Here is a 15,691-nt window from a genome sequence, read left to right on the forward strand (position 1 = left end):
ATTCAATATGGATATGAAGGAATTTACAGCTAAGCTGGAAGAAGCTACGAAGAAACTAAGTGCGGAAGAACGTGCATCACTGGTAAAAATTTTCCAAAGTGTTTCTGATGATATTACAAAGCCAGAAGTTAGTTTTGCAAATGTAGAACCGCTTGTGTCAGAAGGTACAGATGTACCAGAGGGAATTACACCTCGATTGCAGGCCTTAAAAAACCAATATTTGAAAGCTCAACCAACGATCTCTTTAATTCGTGCGGTAAACCTGACACGAATTTCTAAAGAGAATGAAGGTATGCCAAAAGCAATCCTACGCGGAACTGCTTTCAAGGAATTTTGTAAAATTGCTCCAGTAGTCATTCAGGATAATGAATTATTGGTAGGTGCACCGAATGGTGGCGCACGTTTTGGTGCCTTTTCTCCAGATATTTCATGGCGTTGGCTTCGCGATGAAATTGATACGATTTCAACTCGTCCGCAGGACCCATACGCCTTGTCTGAAGAAGATAAAAAGGTTCTAAGAGAAGAAATTTTCCCATATTGGGAAGGACGTTCTGTAGATGAAGCCTGTGAGTCACAATACCGTGAAGCGGGTGCTTGGGAACTTTCTGGTGAATCATTTGTCTCTGATTGTTCTTATCATGCTTGTTCTGGTGGTGGTGACTCAAATCCAGGATACGATGTGGTAGGGATGAAAAAAGGTATGCTAGATATTAAGGCTGAAGCAGAAGCCCACCTAGCAAAACTGGACTATGCTAATCCAGATGATTTGGAGAAAATCTATTTCTACAAATCGCAAATTCTAACAGCAGAAGGTGTTATGATTTATGCGAAGCGTATGTCTGAGTACGCAGCAGAATTAGCCGCAAAAGAATCCAATCCAAAACGCAGAGCAGAATTGGAGATGATTTCTCGCGTCAATGCCAATGTTCCTGCGCATAAACCAGAGACTTTCTGGGAAGCGATGCAATACGTTGTAACAATTCAGCACCTACTACTCTGTGAAGAAAACCAGACAGGTCTTTCAATTGGTCGTGTTGACCAGTATATGTATCCGCTTTATAAAAAGGATATTGAATCTGGCCGGATGAATGATTATCAAGCTTTTGAATTAGCCGGCTGTATGTTTATTAAGATGTCAGAAATGATGTGGTTAACATCAGAGGGATCTTCTAAATTCTTTGCAGGTTATCAACCATTTGTAAACATGTGTGTCGGTGGGGTAACACGTGAAGGGCGTGATGCAACAAATGATTTGACCTATCTTTTGATGGATGCGATTCGCCATGTGAAGGTTTATCAACCAACCTTGGCAACTCGTATCAATAACAAATCGCCACGTAAGTACTTGAAGAAAATTGTTGATGTTGTCCGTGCAGGAATTGGTTTCCCTGCGTGTCACTTTGACGACGCTCACATCAAAATGATGTTGGCAAAAGGTGTTTCAATGGAGGATGCACGTGATTACTGCTTAATGGGATGCGTAGAACCACAAAAATCGGGTCGTCTCTATCAATGGACATCAACAGCCTACACTCAATGGCCAATCTTAATCGAAACAACGTTGAACCATGGTATTCCATTATGGTACGGAAAACCAGTTACTCCAGATATGGGACCTCTTGAGCAATACAAAACATTTGAACAATTTGAAGCCGCTGTTAAAGAGACAATCAAGTATGTTACCAAATGGACTTCTGTTATGACCGTCATCTCTCAGCGTGTCCAACGTGAGTTAGCACCGGCACCATTGATGTCCATGATGTATGAAGGTACGATGGAAAATGGTCGTGGAGTTAAATCAGGTGGAGCGATGTACAATTTCGGTCCAGGTGTTGTTTGGTCAGGGCTTGCTAACTACGCAGATTCCATGGCAGCAATTAAAAAACTTGTCTTTGAAGATAAAAAGTATACACTTGCCGAATTGAACAAGGCTTTGATTGCCGATTTTGAAGGGTATGATCAAATTCGCGCAGATTGTTTAGCAGCTCCTAAATATGGTAATGACGATGACTATGTGGATTATTTTGCTTCAGATATTGTCGAGTTCACAGAAGAGGAACATCGTAAGTATAAGACTTTGTATTCTATTTTGAGTCATGGTACCTTGTCCATTTCAAATAATACACCTCTCGGTCAAATTACAGGAGCCTCTGCTTCTGGTCGCCGTGCTTGGACACCGCTTTCAGATGGTATCTCACCAGATCATGGTATGGATACCAAGGGTCCGACAGCGATCATTAAGTCAGTTTCCAAGATGGCGAATGAAAATATGAATATCGGCATGGTTCATAACTTCAAGATTATGGCAGGTCTTCTTGACACTCCACAAGGTGAGGAAAGTTTGATTACCTTACTTAGAACAGCAAGTATTCTTGGTAATGGTGAGATGCAGTTTAACTATCTTGACAATGCAATTTTGCTAGAAGCACAACAACATCCAGAGAAATATCGTGATTTGATTGTTCGTGTAGCTGGTTATAGTGCCTTCTTCGTTGAATTATGTAAAGATGTTCAGGATGAAATTATTGCGCGTACAGTTTTGACACGGATTTAAAACATAATGTGGATACAGTGGTCTTCTTTAGCCAGAAGGCCTACTGTAACTATTCGGATAGGAGAAAATTGTAGTGGCAACAGTAAAAAAACATGAAACACGAATCAATGTATTCAATGTTCAAAAATATAATTTATATGATGGTCCAGGCATTCGTACTATTGTTTTCTTCAAAGGTTGTCCAATGCGTTGTAAGTGGTGTGCTAATCCAGAAGGACTAGAATTTGGGACAAACATCATGCATAAGGAAACCCTATGCAAACCCTATAACTCTTGTGCTAAAACTTGTCCGCTGGGAAGTGTTTGCTTTAAATTTGCTAATGAGGAAGTGCCTGTTCCATATGAGTATTCCGACAAAGAGCATCCAATTGATATTCGGCGTTATCAGAAAAAGCGTCCAACAAGAGCAGATATTGAGGGGTGTCCCGAAGGTGCATTAACAATTGCAGGAGAGGCTAAAACCATCTCAGAACTGATGGATATTATTCATGAAGATGATGCCTTTTATGAAATGTCTGGTGGTGGTGTTACTCTGTCTGGTGGAGAATGTTTGGCCCAGGGTGAAGGGGCACTTGCTTTGTTGAAAGCTTGTAAGCAAGATGGTTTGAATACCGCAGTAGAAACAGCAGGTCATGTCCCAAATAAGGTGGTGATGAAGGTCGCTGAGTATACAGATCTGTTCTTATTTGACTTGAAGCATATGGATTCAAAAAAACACAATGAATGGACAGGTGTTGGAAACGAGCGGATTTTGAACAATCTAAAATCTGTATTAGATGCCGGTTATAATGTGAAGATTCGCATGCCCATGTTGAAAGGAATCAATGATAGCGAAGAGGAGATTCGTGCTATTATTGACTTTTTACTTCCGTATAAAGACAGAGTAAATTTTCAGGGAATTGATCTTCTACCCTACCATAAATTAGGTGTCAATAAGTATAAACAATTGGGAATGGAATATCAAATTGAAGGTGATCCATCGTTAAGTCAATATGACTTAGATAGGATAGAAAGCTATATCTTATCGTATGATTTTCCAGTAAATGTTGTTAAACACTAAGGATTGGGAGGAGGAATTTTTGTGGAAGTAATTGGAGAAATCAATCGAATTATTCAAGAATCTGTTCCGGGTAAACAAATTACATTGGCTCATGTTATTGCTGCTCCCATCCAATCGGTTTATGACAGTCTGGGAGTAGAAGATAAAGGAGCTATTGGAATTTTGGCTATAACTCCATACGAAACAGCTGTTATTGCTGCAGATCTAGCCGGAAAAGCAGCAGATATAGATATTTGTTTTATTGATCGTTTCACAGGTTCTCTCATGTTTAGTGGAGATGTACAGAGTGTAGAAACAGCCCTACAAAGAATTCTTGACTATTTTAAGTATAACTTAGGATTCTCCATTGTTTCATTAACAAAATCATGAGAAAACGAATACTGATTATTGGACCAGAGGGTTCTGGGAAAAAGGAACTCATTAGAGTACTAGAAAATGAGGAGGAGATTTGCCTCATAAAATCTATCGTGTATGGTTGTGAAACAATTTATGTTCCTAGCACTTATCTCAGGAGTCCTAGCATGAAAAAGCATATTATTGCAACGCAACAAAATGCTTATTGTCTCCTGATGCTCTTACATTCTAGCCGTGTCTATAGAGTCTATTCACCTAATTTTGCACAAGTGTTTAGACTTCCTAGTTTAGGGATTATTGTTCATCATTCAGGACAGTCTATTAAAAATACAGCTGATTGCATAGTTGAATTACAAGAAGCTGGTGTTGATGAGATTATTGAATGGGAGATGGGAGACTCTGATACCTATCACGAATTATGTAAAAAAATAGAACAATTAAAAGAAGGTAATCAATGAAAATACATGAATTTCAAGTGGGTCCACGCTTTATTTTTGGTAAAGGGGCTACAGCAAAAATTTCAGAATTACCAATTACGAAAGCCTATGTTATTTGCGATCCTTTCATGGAACAAAGTCACCTTGTGAACGAAGTTTTAGAGGTTCTAACTACTTCGGGAGCAGAGACCAAGGTTTTTTCAAATGTAGTCCCTGATCCGACAGTACAAGTCGTTTCTGAAAGTATGGCTGAAATTAGAAAGTATAAACCAGATGCTGTTATTGCCTTAGGAGGAGGATCAGCGATGGACACAGCCAAGGCAGTTGTCCGAGTATATTCTGAATCTGAAAAAGTAGACAGTCCTTACTTGATTGCGATTCCCACTACAAGTGGGTCAGGAAGTGAAAATACTGCTTTTGCAGTCATCTCAGATCCAACGCATAACGAAAAAATTGCACTAGTTGATGATTCAATGGTTCCGGATCTCGCTATTTTGGACACTACTTTTACAATGACTGTACCTCCATCGGTGACAGCGGATGCAGGAATGGATGTACTGACGCATTGTCTGGAAGCTTATGTATCCAATCAGGCTAATGATTTTTCTGATGCCTGTGCTGAAAAAGGCATCCGGTTGACTTGGCAATACATCTTTGAAACCTATAAAAATGGTGACAATCAATTAGCTCGTGAGAAGATGCATAATGCTTCATCTATAGCAGGTATCGCATTTAATAATGCAGGGTTGGGAATTTGTCACAGTTTATCTCATGCTATCGGTGCTTTCTTCCATGTACCGCATGGTCGGATCAATGCCTACCTATTGCCCTACATCATTTCCTTTAATGCTTCCTTGGATAGTTCAGGAGAGACAGAGGCAGCTAGACGATACGCTGAGGTTGCAGAGATGTTGAATATTGGCAAAGTCACAGTTAAACAATCAGTAGTAGCTCTGACAAGTGCAATTAAACAATTATCGATAAAAATGAGTATCCCAACGAAACTTGAAGAATTGGGAATTGATCGAAAAGAGTTTGAAAAAATGATTCCAGAGATGGCACAAAGGGTCATGGCAGATGCTTGTACACCAACAAATCCAAGAACCGTTACGCAGGAGCAGATTGAGGCTATCTATCGCTCAATGCACTAATGGCTAACATAAGTATATAAAAAGATATTATTGAGTGGAAGGAGGATGTTATGAAGTATCTAACTGAAGATGATTTACGTCTGATTTATCGTGACAATCCTTTTGAAACCTTCACTATTCAAAAACAAACTAGACTAACTCCAGGAGCAAAAACTTTTCTTATGGACCGTAAGGTTCGACTCATTGATGAGGCCGAAAAAAAGCCGTTAACCAATGCAGTAAAATCAAGTTCAATCACCAATAGTTGCTCATCATGTATCACACAGTCAAATGAATGGTTGATACTTCGGAGTGAACTTTTACGAGTGGCCTATGAGTTGATTGAGTTGGATTTTTCTATCTCTGAAGAGCTATGCATGTTAGAACAATGTATGGCAACACCATCGATTTCAGACCGTCAAATGATTGAAGAACAAGCAATTAGTCAATCATCTGTGGTCGAAAGTCTAGGAAGAATGCGATTGTTGTTGAGAACTAAAAAAGGGAGAGTAGCCTCTCGTCTATTCCCTCTATATTTTAAGTTTCAGACCTTATCTGAAAGAGTTGATGAACCAATACCTGAAGTGTTGCAAGAAGTTATCAATCGGTTGGCAAGCATGATTATATCTTGTGTCAAAAGATATGAGGAGGTAGGCGATGATATCAAACAAATTACCTAAAACATGCGATCAGTATGTGGAGGAATTTGAAAAGGCTGAAAAGCAACCTATTATTACAAAAAGTCATATTTATTATACGGGGGTTGATTTAGGAACTGCCTACATCGTCTTAGTTGTCCTAGATGAGAATCGAAATATTGTAGCTGGTGCACACCGCAGCGCCAATGTTATCAAGGATGGAATGATTGTTGATTATATTGGAGCGATTCGCATTGTCCGAGAACTAAAAGAAAGTTTAGAAAGACAATTACAGACGGAATTACTCTATGCTGCTGCGGCTCTTCCGCCAGGGACAGATCTATTAGATGGTGGAGTAATCAAAAATGTTGTTCAAGGAGCAGGCTTTGAGTTGACAGCTTTATTAGATGAACCTACAGCAGCTAATACCATTGTAGGCCTTAAAGATGGGGCAATTGTGGATATTGGTGGTGGGACAACAGGCATTTCTATCTTAAAAGATGGAGAAGTAGTGAAGACAGTTGATGAGGCAACAGGGGGAACGCACTTTACTTTGGTAATCTCTGGTGCTTACCACCTAACCTTTGAAGAGGCTGACGCCTATAAGCGAGATAACAACAATCATAAAGAACTGAATAGCGTTTTGAAGCCTGTCGTTGAAAAAATTGCCAGCATTATAAATAATAGTATTGCTGGATATGATGTGGATATCATCTACTTGGTTGGTGGCACCAGTTGTCTAACTGGAATTGAGGCCATTATCGAAAAAGAAACGGGGATTCGAACTGTTAAACCGAAAAATCCGATGTTTGTTACCCCGATAGGAATAGCAATGAATTGCAGTCAAGAAATTATGTATTAGGAGGCGAAGATGTTAGTTGCAGAATTAGTTGATACAATTTGGGCCACTAGAAAATCGGATGCCTTGAATGGTGCTAAATTTCTACTGGCAAAGGTAGTCGGTGGTAGTAGATCTGGAGAGATTATGGTCGTTGCTGATATGATCGGTGCAGGAATTGGTGATCGAGTCATTGTGGCAACAGGTTCTGCTGCCCGTCGTATGATGGAAAATGATTTGATGCCAGTTGATGCAGCGGTTATAGGAATTATTGACGAAAACTACGATCAAATCAAACAACAAAACGGAGAAATAAATAGATTGTTGGAATAGAAAGGAGAAGAGATGGCAAAATTGATAGTTGCAAAAGATGTTCTTGCATGTAAGGAAGCAGGGCAGATGGTGTGTCATATTGAAAAAGGGACAATTATTACTCCTGCTGCACAAGATGAAGCCAAAAAATATGGTATTTCATTTGAGTGTTGCGAAGATACTTGTACAACATCATTTGAAATGAGTAATCAACGTATCAGCACTGATGAAATCCTGCATATTTTAAAGAATATTTTAATGAATACAGATGACAAAATAGAGAGGGAAGCCAAGCCATACCGTTTTGTTTCGCATACAAATGGTATGAAAGTTGTACGTGGTTCAACGGTTCGGATGGATGACTTTGATACAGGAACACCGGGTGCCAAGGTCGGTTTTCAGGAACTTGTTGGCCAGCATGAATCAAAAATGAGTGCAGGTTTTCTAACGATTGATCAATCCAAATTTGCATGGAAACTACCATACGAAGAAATTGATTATGTTATCTCGGGAACGGTAACAGTTGAAATCGATGGACAAACTTTTGTAGCGCGTGAAGGAGATGTTTTATTTGTCCCTTCAGGCTCAAATGTGGTTTGGGGTTCACCAGATAATGCAAAACTATTTTATACTACGTATCCATCGAACTGGGCAGACTTAATGTAGTTGGGGAGGCCAAAGAATGAGAGCTTTAGGGTTGATAGAAACGTATGGGTTTATCGGAGCCATTGAAGCTGCGGATGTCATGCTAAAAGTTGCAAATGTTTCTTTGCTGAAATTAGAAAAAGTGCATGGCGGCTTGGTCACTGTCAGTATCGAAGGAGATGTTGGAGCAGTAAAAGTAGCTGTGGAAGTTGGTGCTAGCGCTGTTCAGAGATTTGGTACGGAGTTTCTTCATAGTTCGCATGTCATTCCTAGACCGGACCAACAACTCTCTTCCATTTTAGATGAGAATACTGAGATAAGCCTCTTACAAGATGAACCAACAAAAGAAGTAGCAGTTGCCCACTTACCAAACGCTTCAAAAGCGACAGATAAAATCGTTGAGGCAGAAGAACACGTCACAGATAGTATCGAAGAACCGATAGTAAATGTAACAACCGTTAAGGAATACAGGCGACAACTAGAAAGAACAAAGGCTGCAGACTTACGGGCGATGATTTCAGATAATGAGAATATTTCCATTGCAGAAGAAAAATTATCCAGTTTGGTAAGGAAAACGATGATTGCCATGTTGGTCGATGATTATTCTAAGAAAATCAAACAGTCAGTAGAAAAAACGTAGGAGGTTCAAAGCAGAATGAAGACAATTGATGTAGATCTCTGCTCTATACAAGAAGCACGTGATTTAGTAAGAAGCGGCAAAGAGGCGGCACAGAAGATTGCTCATTTTTCAGATGAGCAGATAGATGCCATTCTAAAAAATATCGTGAAATCAGTTGAAGCCAATGCTTATTATTTAGCTAACTTAGCAGTAGAAGAAACAGGCTTTGGTAAATTGGAAGATAAGGCTTATAAAAATTATGCAGCCTCAACTTTACTTTATGACGAAATCAAGGATTATAAGACATCGGGAATTTTAGATTTTGATGAAAATAATAAAGTTTTTAGAGTAGCTGAGCCAATGGGACTGGTGCTGGGGATTACACCTTCTACTAACCCAACTTCAACAATTATTTATAAGTCGATTATTTCTATTAAATCGCGTAATGCAATTGTGTTTGCCCCACATCCATCGGCTAAGAGGTGTAGTATAGAAGCGGCTGAACTAGTGAGAAAAGCTGCGGTTGAAGCTGGAGCCCCAGAAAATATTGTAGGGTGTGTTATGAACCCAACATTAGAGTCAACAAATGAGTTGATGCACTCAAAAGAAGTTGCAATGATTATCGCAACGGGCGGTCCCGGCATGGTAAAAGCTGCTTATAGTAGTGGCAAACCAGCTATTGGTGTCGGGGCTGGCAATTCTCCAGCTTATATTGAGAAAACAGCAGATGTAAAAAAAGCAATTGCTACTATTATTGCCTCTAAAACATTTGATAACGGGACGATTTGTGCTTCTGAGCAAGCGATTATCTGTGAGGAAAGCAATAAGGATGAAGTACTTCGCGAATTAAAAGAGCAGGGGTGCTACCTCATGACCCGAGAGGAGACAGATAGGGTTTGTCAGCTTCTCTTTAGAGGCAATACTAAAGGATGCCATCCGGCCATGAATCCGAAATTCGTTGGGCAACCAGCTATAAAAATTGCAGTTGCAGCAGGGCTGTCAGTACCAGAAGATACCAAGATTTTGGTAGGTCCTCAAGTTGGTGTTGGTCAGGGAAATCCACTATCGTTTGAAAAATTAACGACTGTTATTGGTTTTTATGTTGTCAAAGATTGGGAAGAAGCTTGTGCTTTGAGTATTCGACTGCTACAAAATGGTATCGGTCATACGATGAGCTTACATACAGGTGACCCAGAAATGATTTTCCGTTTTTCCAGTAAGCCTGCTTCTCGTATCTTAATCAATACAGGAGGAAGCCAAGGTGGTACAGGTATTTCCACTGGACTTCCAATTGCCTTTACCCTAGGTTGTGGTACTGATGGTGGTAGTTCTGTTTCGGATAATCTAACCCCAGAACACTTGGTAAATGTAAAAACAGTTGCATACGGAACAAAAGATGTTACAACTATTGTTGCGAAAGATAGTCGCTTTCAATCATTGCCAAAATTGACTATGCTATCTAAAACCGATACAAAGATTGATGCAGTATGTTCAGCGAGCATTCATTGTCAAAACAAGCATGAATTGGAAAAAGATTTTTTGAGTCAAACGCCACAGGCTATTCAAGAAAATTTTGAAAAGCGTCAAAACTTACAGTCTGATGAATTAAATGAGAAACAAACTCTGTCTACCGAAGATGACATTGATAATGAAGCTATTGTTAGAGAGATTTTGTCATCTTTAAGAAGATAGGAGGTGATTGTGTGGGAGAAGATCTAGAAAGCTTGTTTTACAAAGTAGTTGACTATCTTGATGGGAGAGATAGCAATAATGTAGAAAAGGTTTTGGTCGAAGAAAAGCCAGTGGCAGCCAAGGAACCTGTAACAAAAGCAGATGTTTTTGGTCGCAATGCCATTCCTCTAGGTATATCAAATAGGCACATTCATTTATCTCAGGTAGATATAGATTGTTTATTCGGTCCTGGCTACCGCTTTAATCAACTAAAAGAATTGTCGCAAAAGGGACAATTTGCCTACAAGGAATGTGTAACCATTGCAGGTCCTAAGGGAGTTATTGAAAGAGTTAGGATTTTAGGTCCATCACGAAGCCATACGCAGGTTGAAATATTAAGAAGTGATTGTTTTAAGCTGGGTATTGATGCACCGTTACGCTTATCCGGTGACATTGAACATACTCCAGGTTGCACAGTAATTGGTCCAGTGGGCTCGATTCAGCTAAATAAAGGTTGTATAGTCGCTAAACGACATATTCATATGAGCCCAAGTGATGCTAAACATTTCGGTGTAGAAGACAAGCAAGTTGTTTCTTTGGAAATACCTGGTGAGCGTGGCGGCATTATCCATAATGTTATTGTTCGTGTGAATGATAACTTCTCACTGGAATGTCATTTAGATACCGAAGAAGCAAATGCCTTAGGACTAACAGGGCTAAATAAATTACGCATTATTAAGTAAAGGAGAAGGAAATATGACTTCAGAAGCATTAGGCATGATTGAAACAAAAGGCTTGATAGGCTCAATAGAGGCTGCTGATGCTATGGTAAAAGCTGCTAATGTTACCTTGATTGGCAAGGAACACGTAGGTGGTGGTCTAGTTACCGTTTTGGTTCGTGGTGATGTTGGTGCAGTAAAAGCTGCTACTGATGCAGGTGCAGCCGCTGCCCAACGTGTAGGAGAGTTAGTCTCTGTTCACGTCATTCCGCGTCCACATGGCGAAGTAGAAACCATTTTACCACACTAATATAAGTAAAGGAGAAGGAAATATGACTTCAGAAGCATTAGGCATGATTGAAACAAAAGGCTTGATAGGCTCAATAGAGGCTGCTGATGCCATGGTAAAAGCTGCTAATGTTACCTTGATTGGCAAGGAACACGTAGGTGGTGGTCTAGTCACCGTTTTGGTTCGTGGTGATGTTGGTGCAGTAAAAGCTGCTACTGATGCAGGTGCAGCCGCTGCCCAACGTGTAGGAGAGTTAGTCTCTGTTCACGTCATTCCGCGTCCACATGGCGAAGTAGAAACCATTTTACCACACTAATATAAGTAAAGGAGAAGGAAATATGACTTCAGAAGCATTAGGCATGATTGAAACAAAAGGCTTGATAGGCTCAATAGAGGCTGCTGATGCCATGGTAAAAGCTGCTAATGTTACCTTGATTGGCAAGGAACACGTAGGTGGTGGTCTAGTTACCGTTTTGGTTCGTGGTGATGTTGGTGCAGTAAAAGCTGCTACCGATGCAGGTGCAGCCGCTGCCCAACGTGTAGGAGAGTTAGTCTCTGTTCACGTCATTCCGCGTCCACATGGTGAAGTAGAAACCATTTTACCAAAAGTAAAATAAATTTTGAGGAAGAAGAGCTCATCTGGTTTGGGGTGAGCTTTTCTAAAAATAGTAGGTAATTTCTTCTCGAAGAATTGGGGAAAGATTAAAAAATGTAGGGAGGAAGGAATATGTCACATCAAGAAATAATGGATGGTAATATGGCTGCGGCATACGTAGCATATGCTTTTAGTGATGTTGCAGGTATTTACCCTATTACACCCAGCTCTACAATGGGAGAATGGATTGATACTTGGCAGGCAGAAGGTAGAAAAAACTTATTTGATCAGACTGTAAATGTTGTTGAAATGCAATCAGAAGCGGGAGTGGCTGGCTTCGTGCATGGTTCATTAAAAACTGGAGCACTAACGACTACTTGTACCTCTTCTCAAGGATTGTTGCTAATGATACCTAACATGTACAAGATTGCAGGAGAATTACTACCAGCAGTTTTTCATGTTGCTGCACGTTCTGTAACGACAAATGCCCTCAGTATATTTGGTGATCATAGTGATGTTATGGCTGTACGACAGACAGGCTTTGCAATGTTGGCAGAAGGTTCCGTTCAAGAAGTAATGGATCTGTCACTTGTAGCCCATTTAGCAACACTAGAATCCAGTCTTCCCTTCGTTAATTTTTTCGATGGATTTTCGACAAGTCATGAACTACAAAAAATCACTGTTCTAGAATATGATGAGTTCAAGCCTCTAGTGCATGAAGAGGCGCTCAACATCTTTCGTGGTAGAGGAATGAATCCCAACCATCCAACGGTGTCCGGAACCAATCAAGGACCAGACACCTTCTTCCAACAGCGCGAGACAGTAAATCGACACTATCAAGTTCTTCCCTACGTTGTACGAAAGTACATGAAAAAAATCAATCAACTTCGTGGAACAGATTATGACCTAATGCGATATTATGGACATCCTGATGCAGAAACTATTATTGTAGCAATGGGATCCGTATCCTCTACAATTTGTCAGACTGTTGATTACTTGATAGATAACAATAAAAAAGTGGGCTTCATTCAGGTTCATCTCTATCGACCTTTTCCAGTAAAAGATTTTTTAGAAAAAGTACCCAAGACAGTTCAAGCTATCGCTGTTTTGGATAGAACCAAAGAAGCAGGAGCCACAGGTGAACCTCTTTTCTTAGATGTAAGAACTGCGTTTTACGAAAGTGAGCGACACCCCATTATCATTGGGGGAAGGTATGGATTGGGTTCAAAAGAAGTGAGACCTAACCAGATAATGGCTATCTTTGCTGAGTTGGAGAAAGCTTCTCCAAAGCCTCATTTTACTATAGGAATAGAAGATGATGTTACCAACCTTTCATTAAAGGTGGGAGATTCTATTGATCTGACAAAGAAAACAACTTACCAAGTGAAATGTTGGGGATTTGGAGGAGATGGCACAGTTAGTGCCAATAAATCAATTATCCGCATTATGGGTGAACATTCTGACTCTACTATTCAAGGTTCCTTCTATTATGATTCTAGAAAACAGAATGGTCTCACGATTTCAAACCTTCGATTTGGTCGAGATAAAATTCAGTCTTCTTATTCTATATTAGAAGCGGATTTTGTTGGGGTTACCATGCCTGGATATTTAAGAAAAATAGACTTGGTAAAGGGATTAAAAAAAGGGGGAATATTTCTATTAAATACCACCTGGTCCCATGAAAAACTCAGTCGCTTACTTCCAAGCAAACTCAAACGCTACTTGGCTGATAACGAGATTCGCTTTTACACCATAAATGCCTACAAAATTACACAAGAAGTAGGATTGTATGGTAAACCAGGCATTTGCATGCAGGCGGCTTTCTTTAAACTAACAGACTTTTTATCGGAAGAAGCAGCAGTTGATGCCATGAAGAAAGAGATTGTTCAGGCGTATAGACATAAATCACCAGAAATCGTAGAACAAAATCTACGAGCTGTTGAGATGACTATTGCTTCTATAAAAAAAATAGACATTCCAGCCGATTGGAAATTATGTAGAGAGGAGCAAAACGCCCCATCAACCAATACTTTGAAGTATATACAGAAGATTCAGCAACCTGTTCATCGTCTGGAAGGAAATTCTGTGTCGGTTGGTCAATTGATAGAAAATGGTCTCGTCGCAGGAGATATTCCCTTGGGAATTGCGCCAGTAGAAAAACGCAGTACGGCTTGGGAAGTACCAGAGTGGAATTCAGAATTTTGTGTGCAATGTAATCAATGTTCATTTGTCTGCCCACATGCTGCCATTCGTCCTTTCCTAGTTGAACAAGATGAGTTGAATCAAGCTCCTGATGGCTACAGGGTTAGAGATTACAAGGGAAAAGATGGACTGATGTATCGTATTCAGGTATCTGTTGAGGATTGTACTGGTTGTGAACTGTGTGTAAAGGTCTGTCCTGCCAAAGGCAAGGCTTTAAAGATGATTGAAGTGGATGACGAAGCTTCAGGTAAGTTTAAGGAAGAAGCCATTCATTGGGCCTTTTCAATGACCTTACGTGCCAAAGAAAATCCAGCCAAGCCAGGAACTATTGCACATACACAATTTGAACAGCCTCTCTTGGAATTTTCAGGTGCATGTTCAGGATGCGGTGAAACTCCGTATGTAAAACTATTAACTCAGTTGTTTGGTAGTAGGATGATGATTGCTAATGCTACAGGTTGTTCTTCCATCTGGGGAGGGATGTTTCCTATCACACCGTTTAGTACCAATTCACTTGGGCAAGGTCCTGCTTGGAGTAATTCTCTGTTGGAAGACAATGCTGAATTTGGATATGGTATGTTAATGGCTACGCAAACGAGGAGACACTCGCTGATTGCTGATATGCTCGCAGCAAAAGAGGAAGCAAGTTCAGTTTTGGTAGAGCTGATAGATAACTGGATTGAAAACATTGATAAAGGCTATGGGACAATTGCACGAAGCAAAAAGTTGATAGACTTGCTCCTTGTTGAAATGGATGAGACAAAACCCTTCTTGACAAAACTTTACGAAAAACGTGATTTATTTGTAAAACCCTCACAATGGATTATCGGTGGAGATGGTTGGGCCTACGATATAGGTTATGGTGGCTTAGATCATGTGCTTGCCAGCGGAGCGGATGTAAACATACTGGTACTTGATAATGAAGTATACTCTAATACTGGTGGCCATGTTTCAAAAAGTACACCGACATCAGCTATTGCAAAGTTTTCAGCTTCAGGTAACAGAGGAATAAAAAAAGACTTAGGAATGATGGCAATGACCTATGGTAATGTCTATGTAGCTCAGGTTGCAAGTGGTGCGAATCCAGTTCAGGTGATTAAAGCATTTGAAGAAGCAGAAAAACATCCAGGACCATCACTTATCATTGCCTACGTCCCATGTATCACTCACAAGATAGCAGGAGGAATGAAGGAAAGTCTTCAGGAAGCAAGACAAGCTGTAGAATCTGGTTACTGGTCCTTGTACCGTTACAATCCAAAGCTAGAACAAGAAGGAAGAAATCCGATGATTTTGGATTATAAGCGCCCAAATTTTGATAAAATGATTGATTTTATGATGAAACAAGAGCGATTTTCTTCCTTACAACAATTTAATCCTACTGTAGCTGCGGATTTATTTCATCAAACAGTGGAGCAAGCCAAACGGCGTTTTATAAACTATGCCAAGTTATCTGGAGACTTCGACAACTATATGAAAAGAGTGCAAAAAAATCAGACAAAGAAAAGTAGCACAATACAGGAGTCTACATTAGAAACGATTATACATAGTTTAGATTTTTAATACTATACTAAAAATAAATACTATCTCTTTGGGGATGGTATTTATTTTTAGTTTTATCAGTGAAATAG

Annotated in this window: 16 protein-coding genes; all 16 read left to right on the forward strand. The window is 39.9% G+C overall.

Features of this window, described 5'->3' with window-relative positions; translation table 11 throughout:
- Positions 1-7 precede the first annotated feature (7 nt).
- The 16 genes from cutC to nifJ all read left to right on the forward strand — a co-directional run bounded on the left by cutC (position 8) and on the right by nifJ (position 15,623).
- Positions 8-2,554 carry a choline trimethylamine-lyase gene (cutC, locus tag SR187_RS04270; protein ID WP_024532897.1) on the forward strand — a complete coding sequence of 849 codons (2,547 nt, stop codon included), beginning with the start codon at positions 8-10 and terminating at the stop codon, positions 2,552-2,554.
- Between the two features lie 67 nt (positions 2,555-2,621).
- Positions 2,622-3,614 carry a choline TMA-lyase-activating enzyme gene (cutD, locus tag SR187_RS04275; protein ID WP_024532898.1) on the forward strand — a complete coding sequence of 331 codons (993 nt, stop codon included), beginning with the start codon at positions 2,622-2,624 and terminating at the stop codon, positions 3,612-3,614.
- A gap of 21 nt (positions 3,615-3,635) precedes the next feature.
- Positions 3,636-3,983, forward strand: a complete 348-nt coding sequence (locus SR187_RS04280) for a BMC domain-containing protein (RefSeq protein ID WP_407697562.1) — start codon at positions 3,636-3,638, stop codon at positions 3,981-3,983.
- Positions 3,980-4,426, forward strand: a complete 447-nt coding sequence (locus tag SR187_RS04285) for a EutP/PduV family microcompartment system protein (RefSeq protein ID WP_024532900.1) — start codon at positions 3,980-3,982, stop codon at positions 4,424-4,426. The genes SR187_RS04280 and SR187_RS04285 overlap by 4 nt, the downstream gene beginning before the upstream one ends.
- Positions 4,423-5,556 carry a 1-propanol dehydrogenase PduQ gene (locus SR187_RS04290; RefSeq protein ID WP_120171617.1) on the forward strand — a complete coding sequence of 378 codons (1,134 nt, stop codon included), beginning with the start codon at positions 4,423-4,425 and terminating at the stop codon, positions 5,554-5,556. Before SR187_RS04285 ends, SR187_RS04290 begins: the two co-directional genes overlap by 4 nt.
- 50 nt (positions 5,557-5,606) lie before the next feature.
- Entirely contained in the window at positions 5,607-6,215 is a 609-nt protein-coding gene (locus SR187_RS04295; protein ID WP_024532902.1) for a hypothetical protein, read from the forward strand.
- Positions 6,193-7,035: an ethanolamine utilization protein EutJ gene (gene eutJ / locus SR187_RS04300; RefSeq protein WP_162496985.1), complete on the forward strand. Its 843-nt coding sequence runs from the start codon at positions 6,193-6,195 to the stop codon at positions 7,033-7,035. Before SR187_RS04295 ends, eutJ begins: the two co-directional genes overlap by 23 nt.
- Positions 7,036-7,044: 9 nt before the next feature.
- Positions 7,045-7,344 carry a EutN/CcmL family microcompartment protein gene (locus SR187_RS04305; protein ID WP_024532904.1) on the forward strand — a complete coding sequence of 100 codons (300 nt, stop codon included), beginning with the start codon at positions 7,045-7,047 and terminating at the stop codon, positions 7,342-7,344.
- A 12-nt stretch (positions 7,345-7,356) separates the two neighbouring features.
- Positions 7,357-7,989, forward strand: a complete 633-nt coding sequence (locus tag SR187_RS04310; RefSeq protein ID WP_024532905.1) for a cupin domain-containing protein — start codon at positions 7,357-7,359, stop codon at positions 7,987-7,989.
- A gap of 16 nt (positions 7,990-8,005) precedes the next feature.
- Positions 8,006-8,608 carry a BMC domain-containing protein gene (locus SR187_RS10180; protein WP_120171618.1) on the forward strand — a complete coding sequence of 201 codons (603 nt, stop codon included), beginning with the start codon at positions 8,006-8,008 and terminating at the stop codon, positions 8,606-8,608.
- Between the two features lie 15 nt (positions 8,609-8,623).
- Positions 8,624-10,279, forward strand: coding sequence for an acetaldehyde dehydrogenase (acetylating) (locus SR187_RS04320; RefSeq protein WP_120171619.1), 1,656 nt, complete (start codon positions 8,624-8,626; stop codon positions 10,277-10,279).
- A 110-nt stretch (positions 10,280-10,389) separates the two neighbouring features.
- Positions 10,390-11,001 (forward strand): phosphate propanoyltransferase, encoded by a 612-nt coding sequence (pduL, locus tag SR187_RS04325; RefSeq protein ID WP_407697563.1) that lies wholly within the window; start codon positions 10,390-10,392, stop codon positions 10,999-11,001.
- 13 nt (positions 11,002-11,014) lie between these two features.
- Entirely contained in the window at positions 11,015-11,287 is a 273-nt protein-coding gene (gene eutM / locus SR187_RS04330) for an ethanolamine utilization microcompartment protein EutM (protein ID WP_120171621.1), read from the forward strand.
- Between the two features lie 22 nt (positions 11,288-11,309).
- Positions 11,310-11,582 carry an ethanolamine utilization microcompartment protein EutM gene (gene eutM, locus SR187_RS04335; protein WP_120171621.1) on the forward strand — a complete coding sequence of 91 codons (273 nt, stop codon included), beginning with the start codon at positions 11,310-11,312 and terminating at the stop codon, positions 11,580-11,582.
- Between the two features lie 22 nt (positions 11,583-11,604).
- A complete protein-coding gene (gene eutM / locus SR187_RS04340; protein ID WP_120171622.1) occupies positions 11,605-11,883 on the forward strand; it encodes an ethanolamine utilization microcompartment protein EutM in 279 nt (92 codons plus the stop codon).
- Positions 11,884-11,993: 110 nt separating this feature from the next.
- Positions 11,994-15,623: a pyruvate:ferredoxin (flavodoxin) oxidoreductase gene (gene nifJ / locus SR187_RS04345; protein WP_120171623.1), complete on the forward strand. Its 3,630-nt coding sequence runs from the start codon at positions 11,994-11,996 to the stop codon at positions 15,621-15,623.
- Positions 15,624-15,691: the final 68 nt, after the last annotated feature.

The sequence above is a fragment of the Streptococcus ruminantium genome (assembly GCF_003609975.1).
Taxonomy (GTDB): domain Bacteria; phylum Bacillota; class Bacilli; order Lactobacillales; family Streptococcaceae; genus Streptococcus; species Streptococcus ruminantium.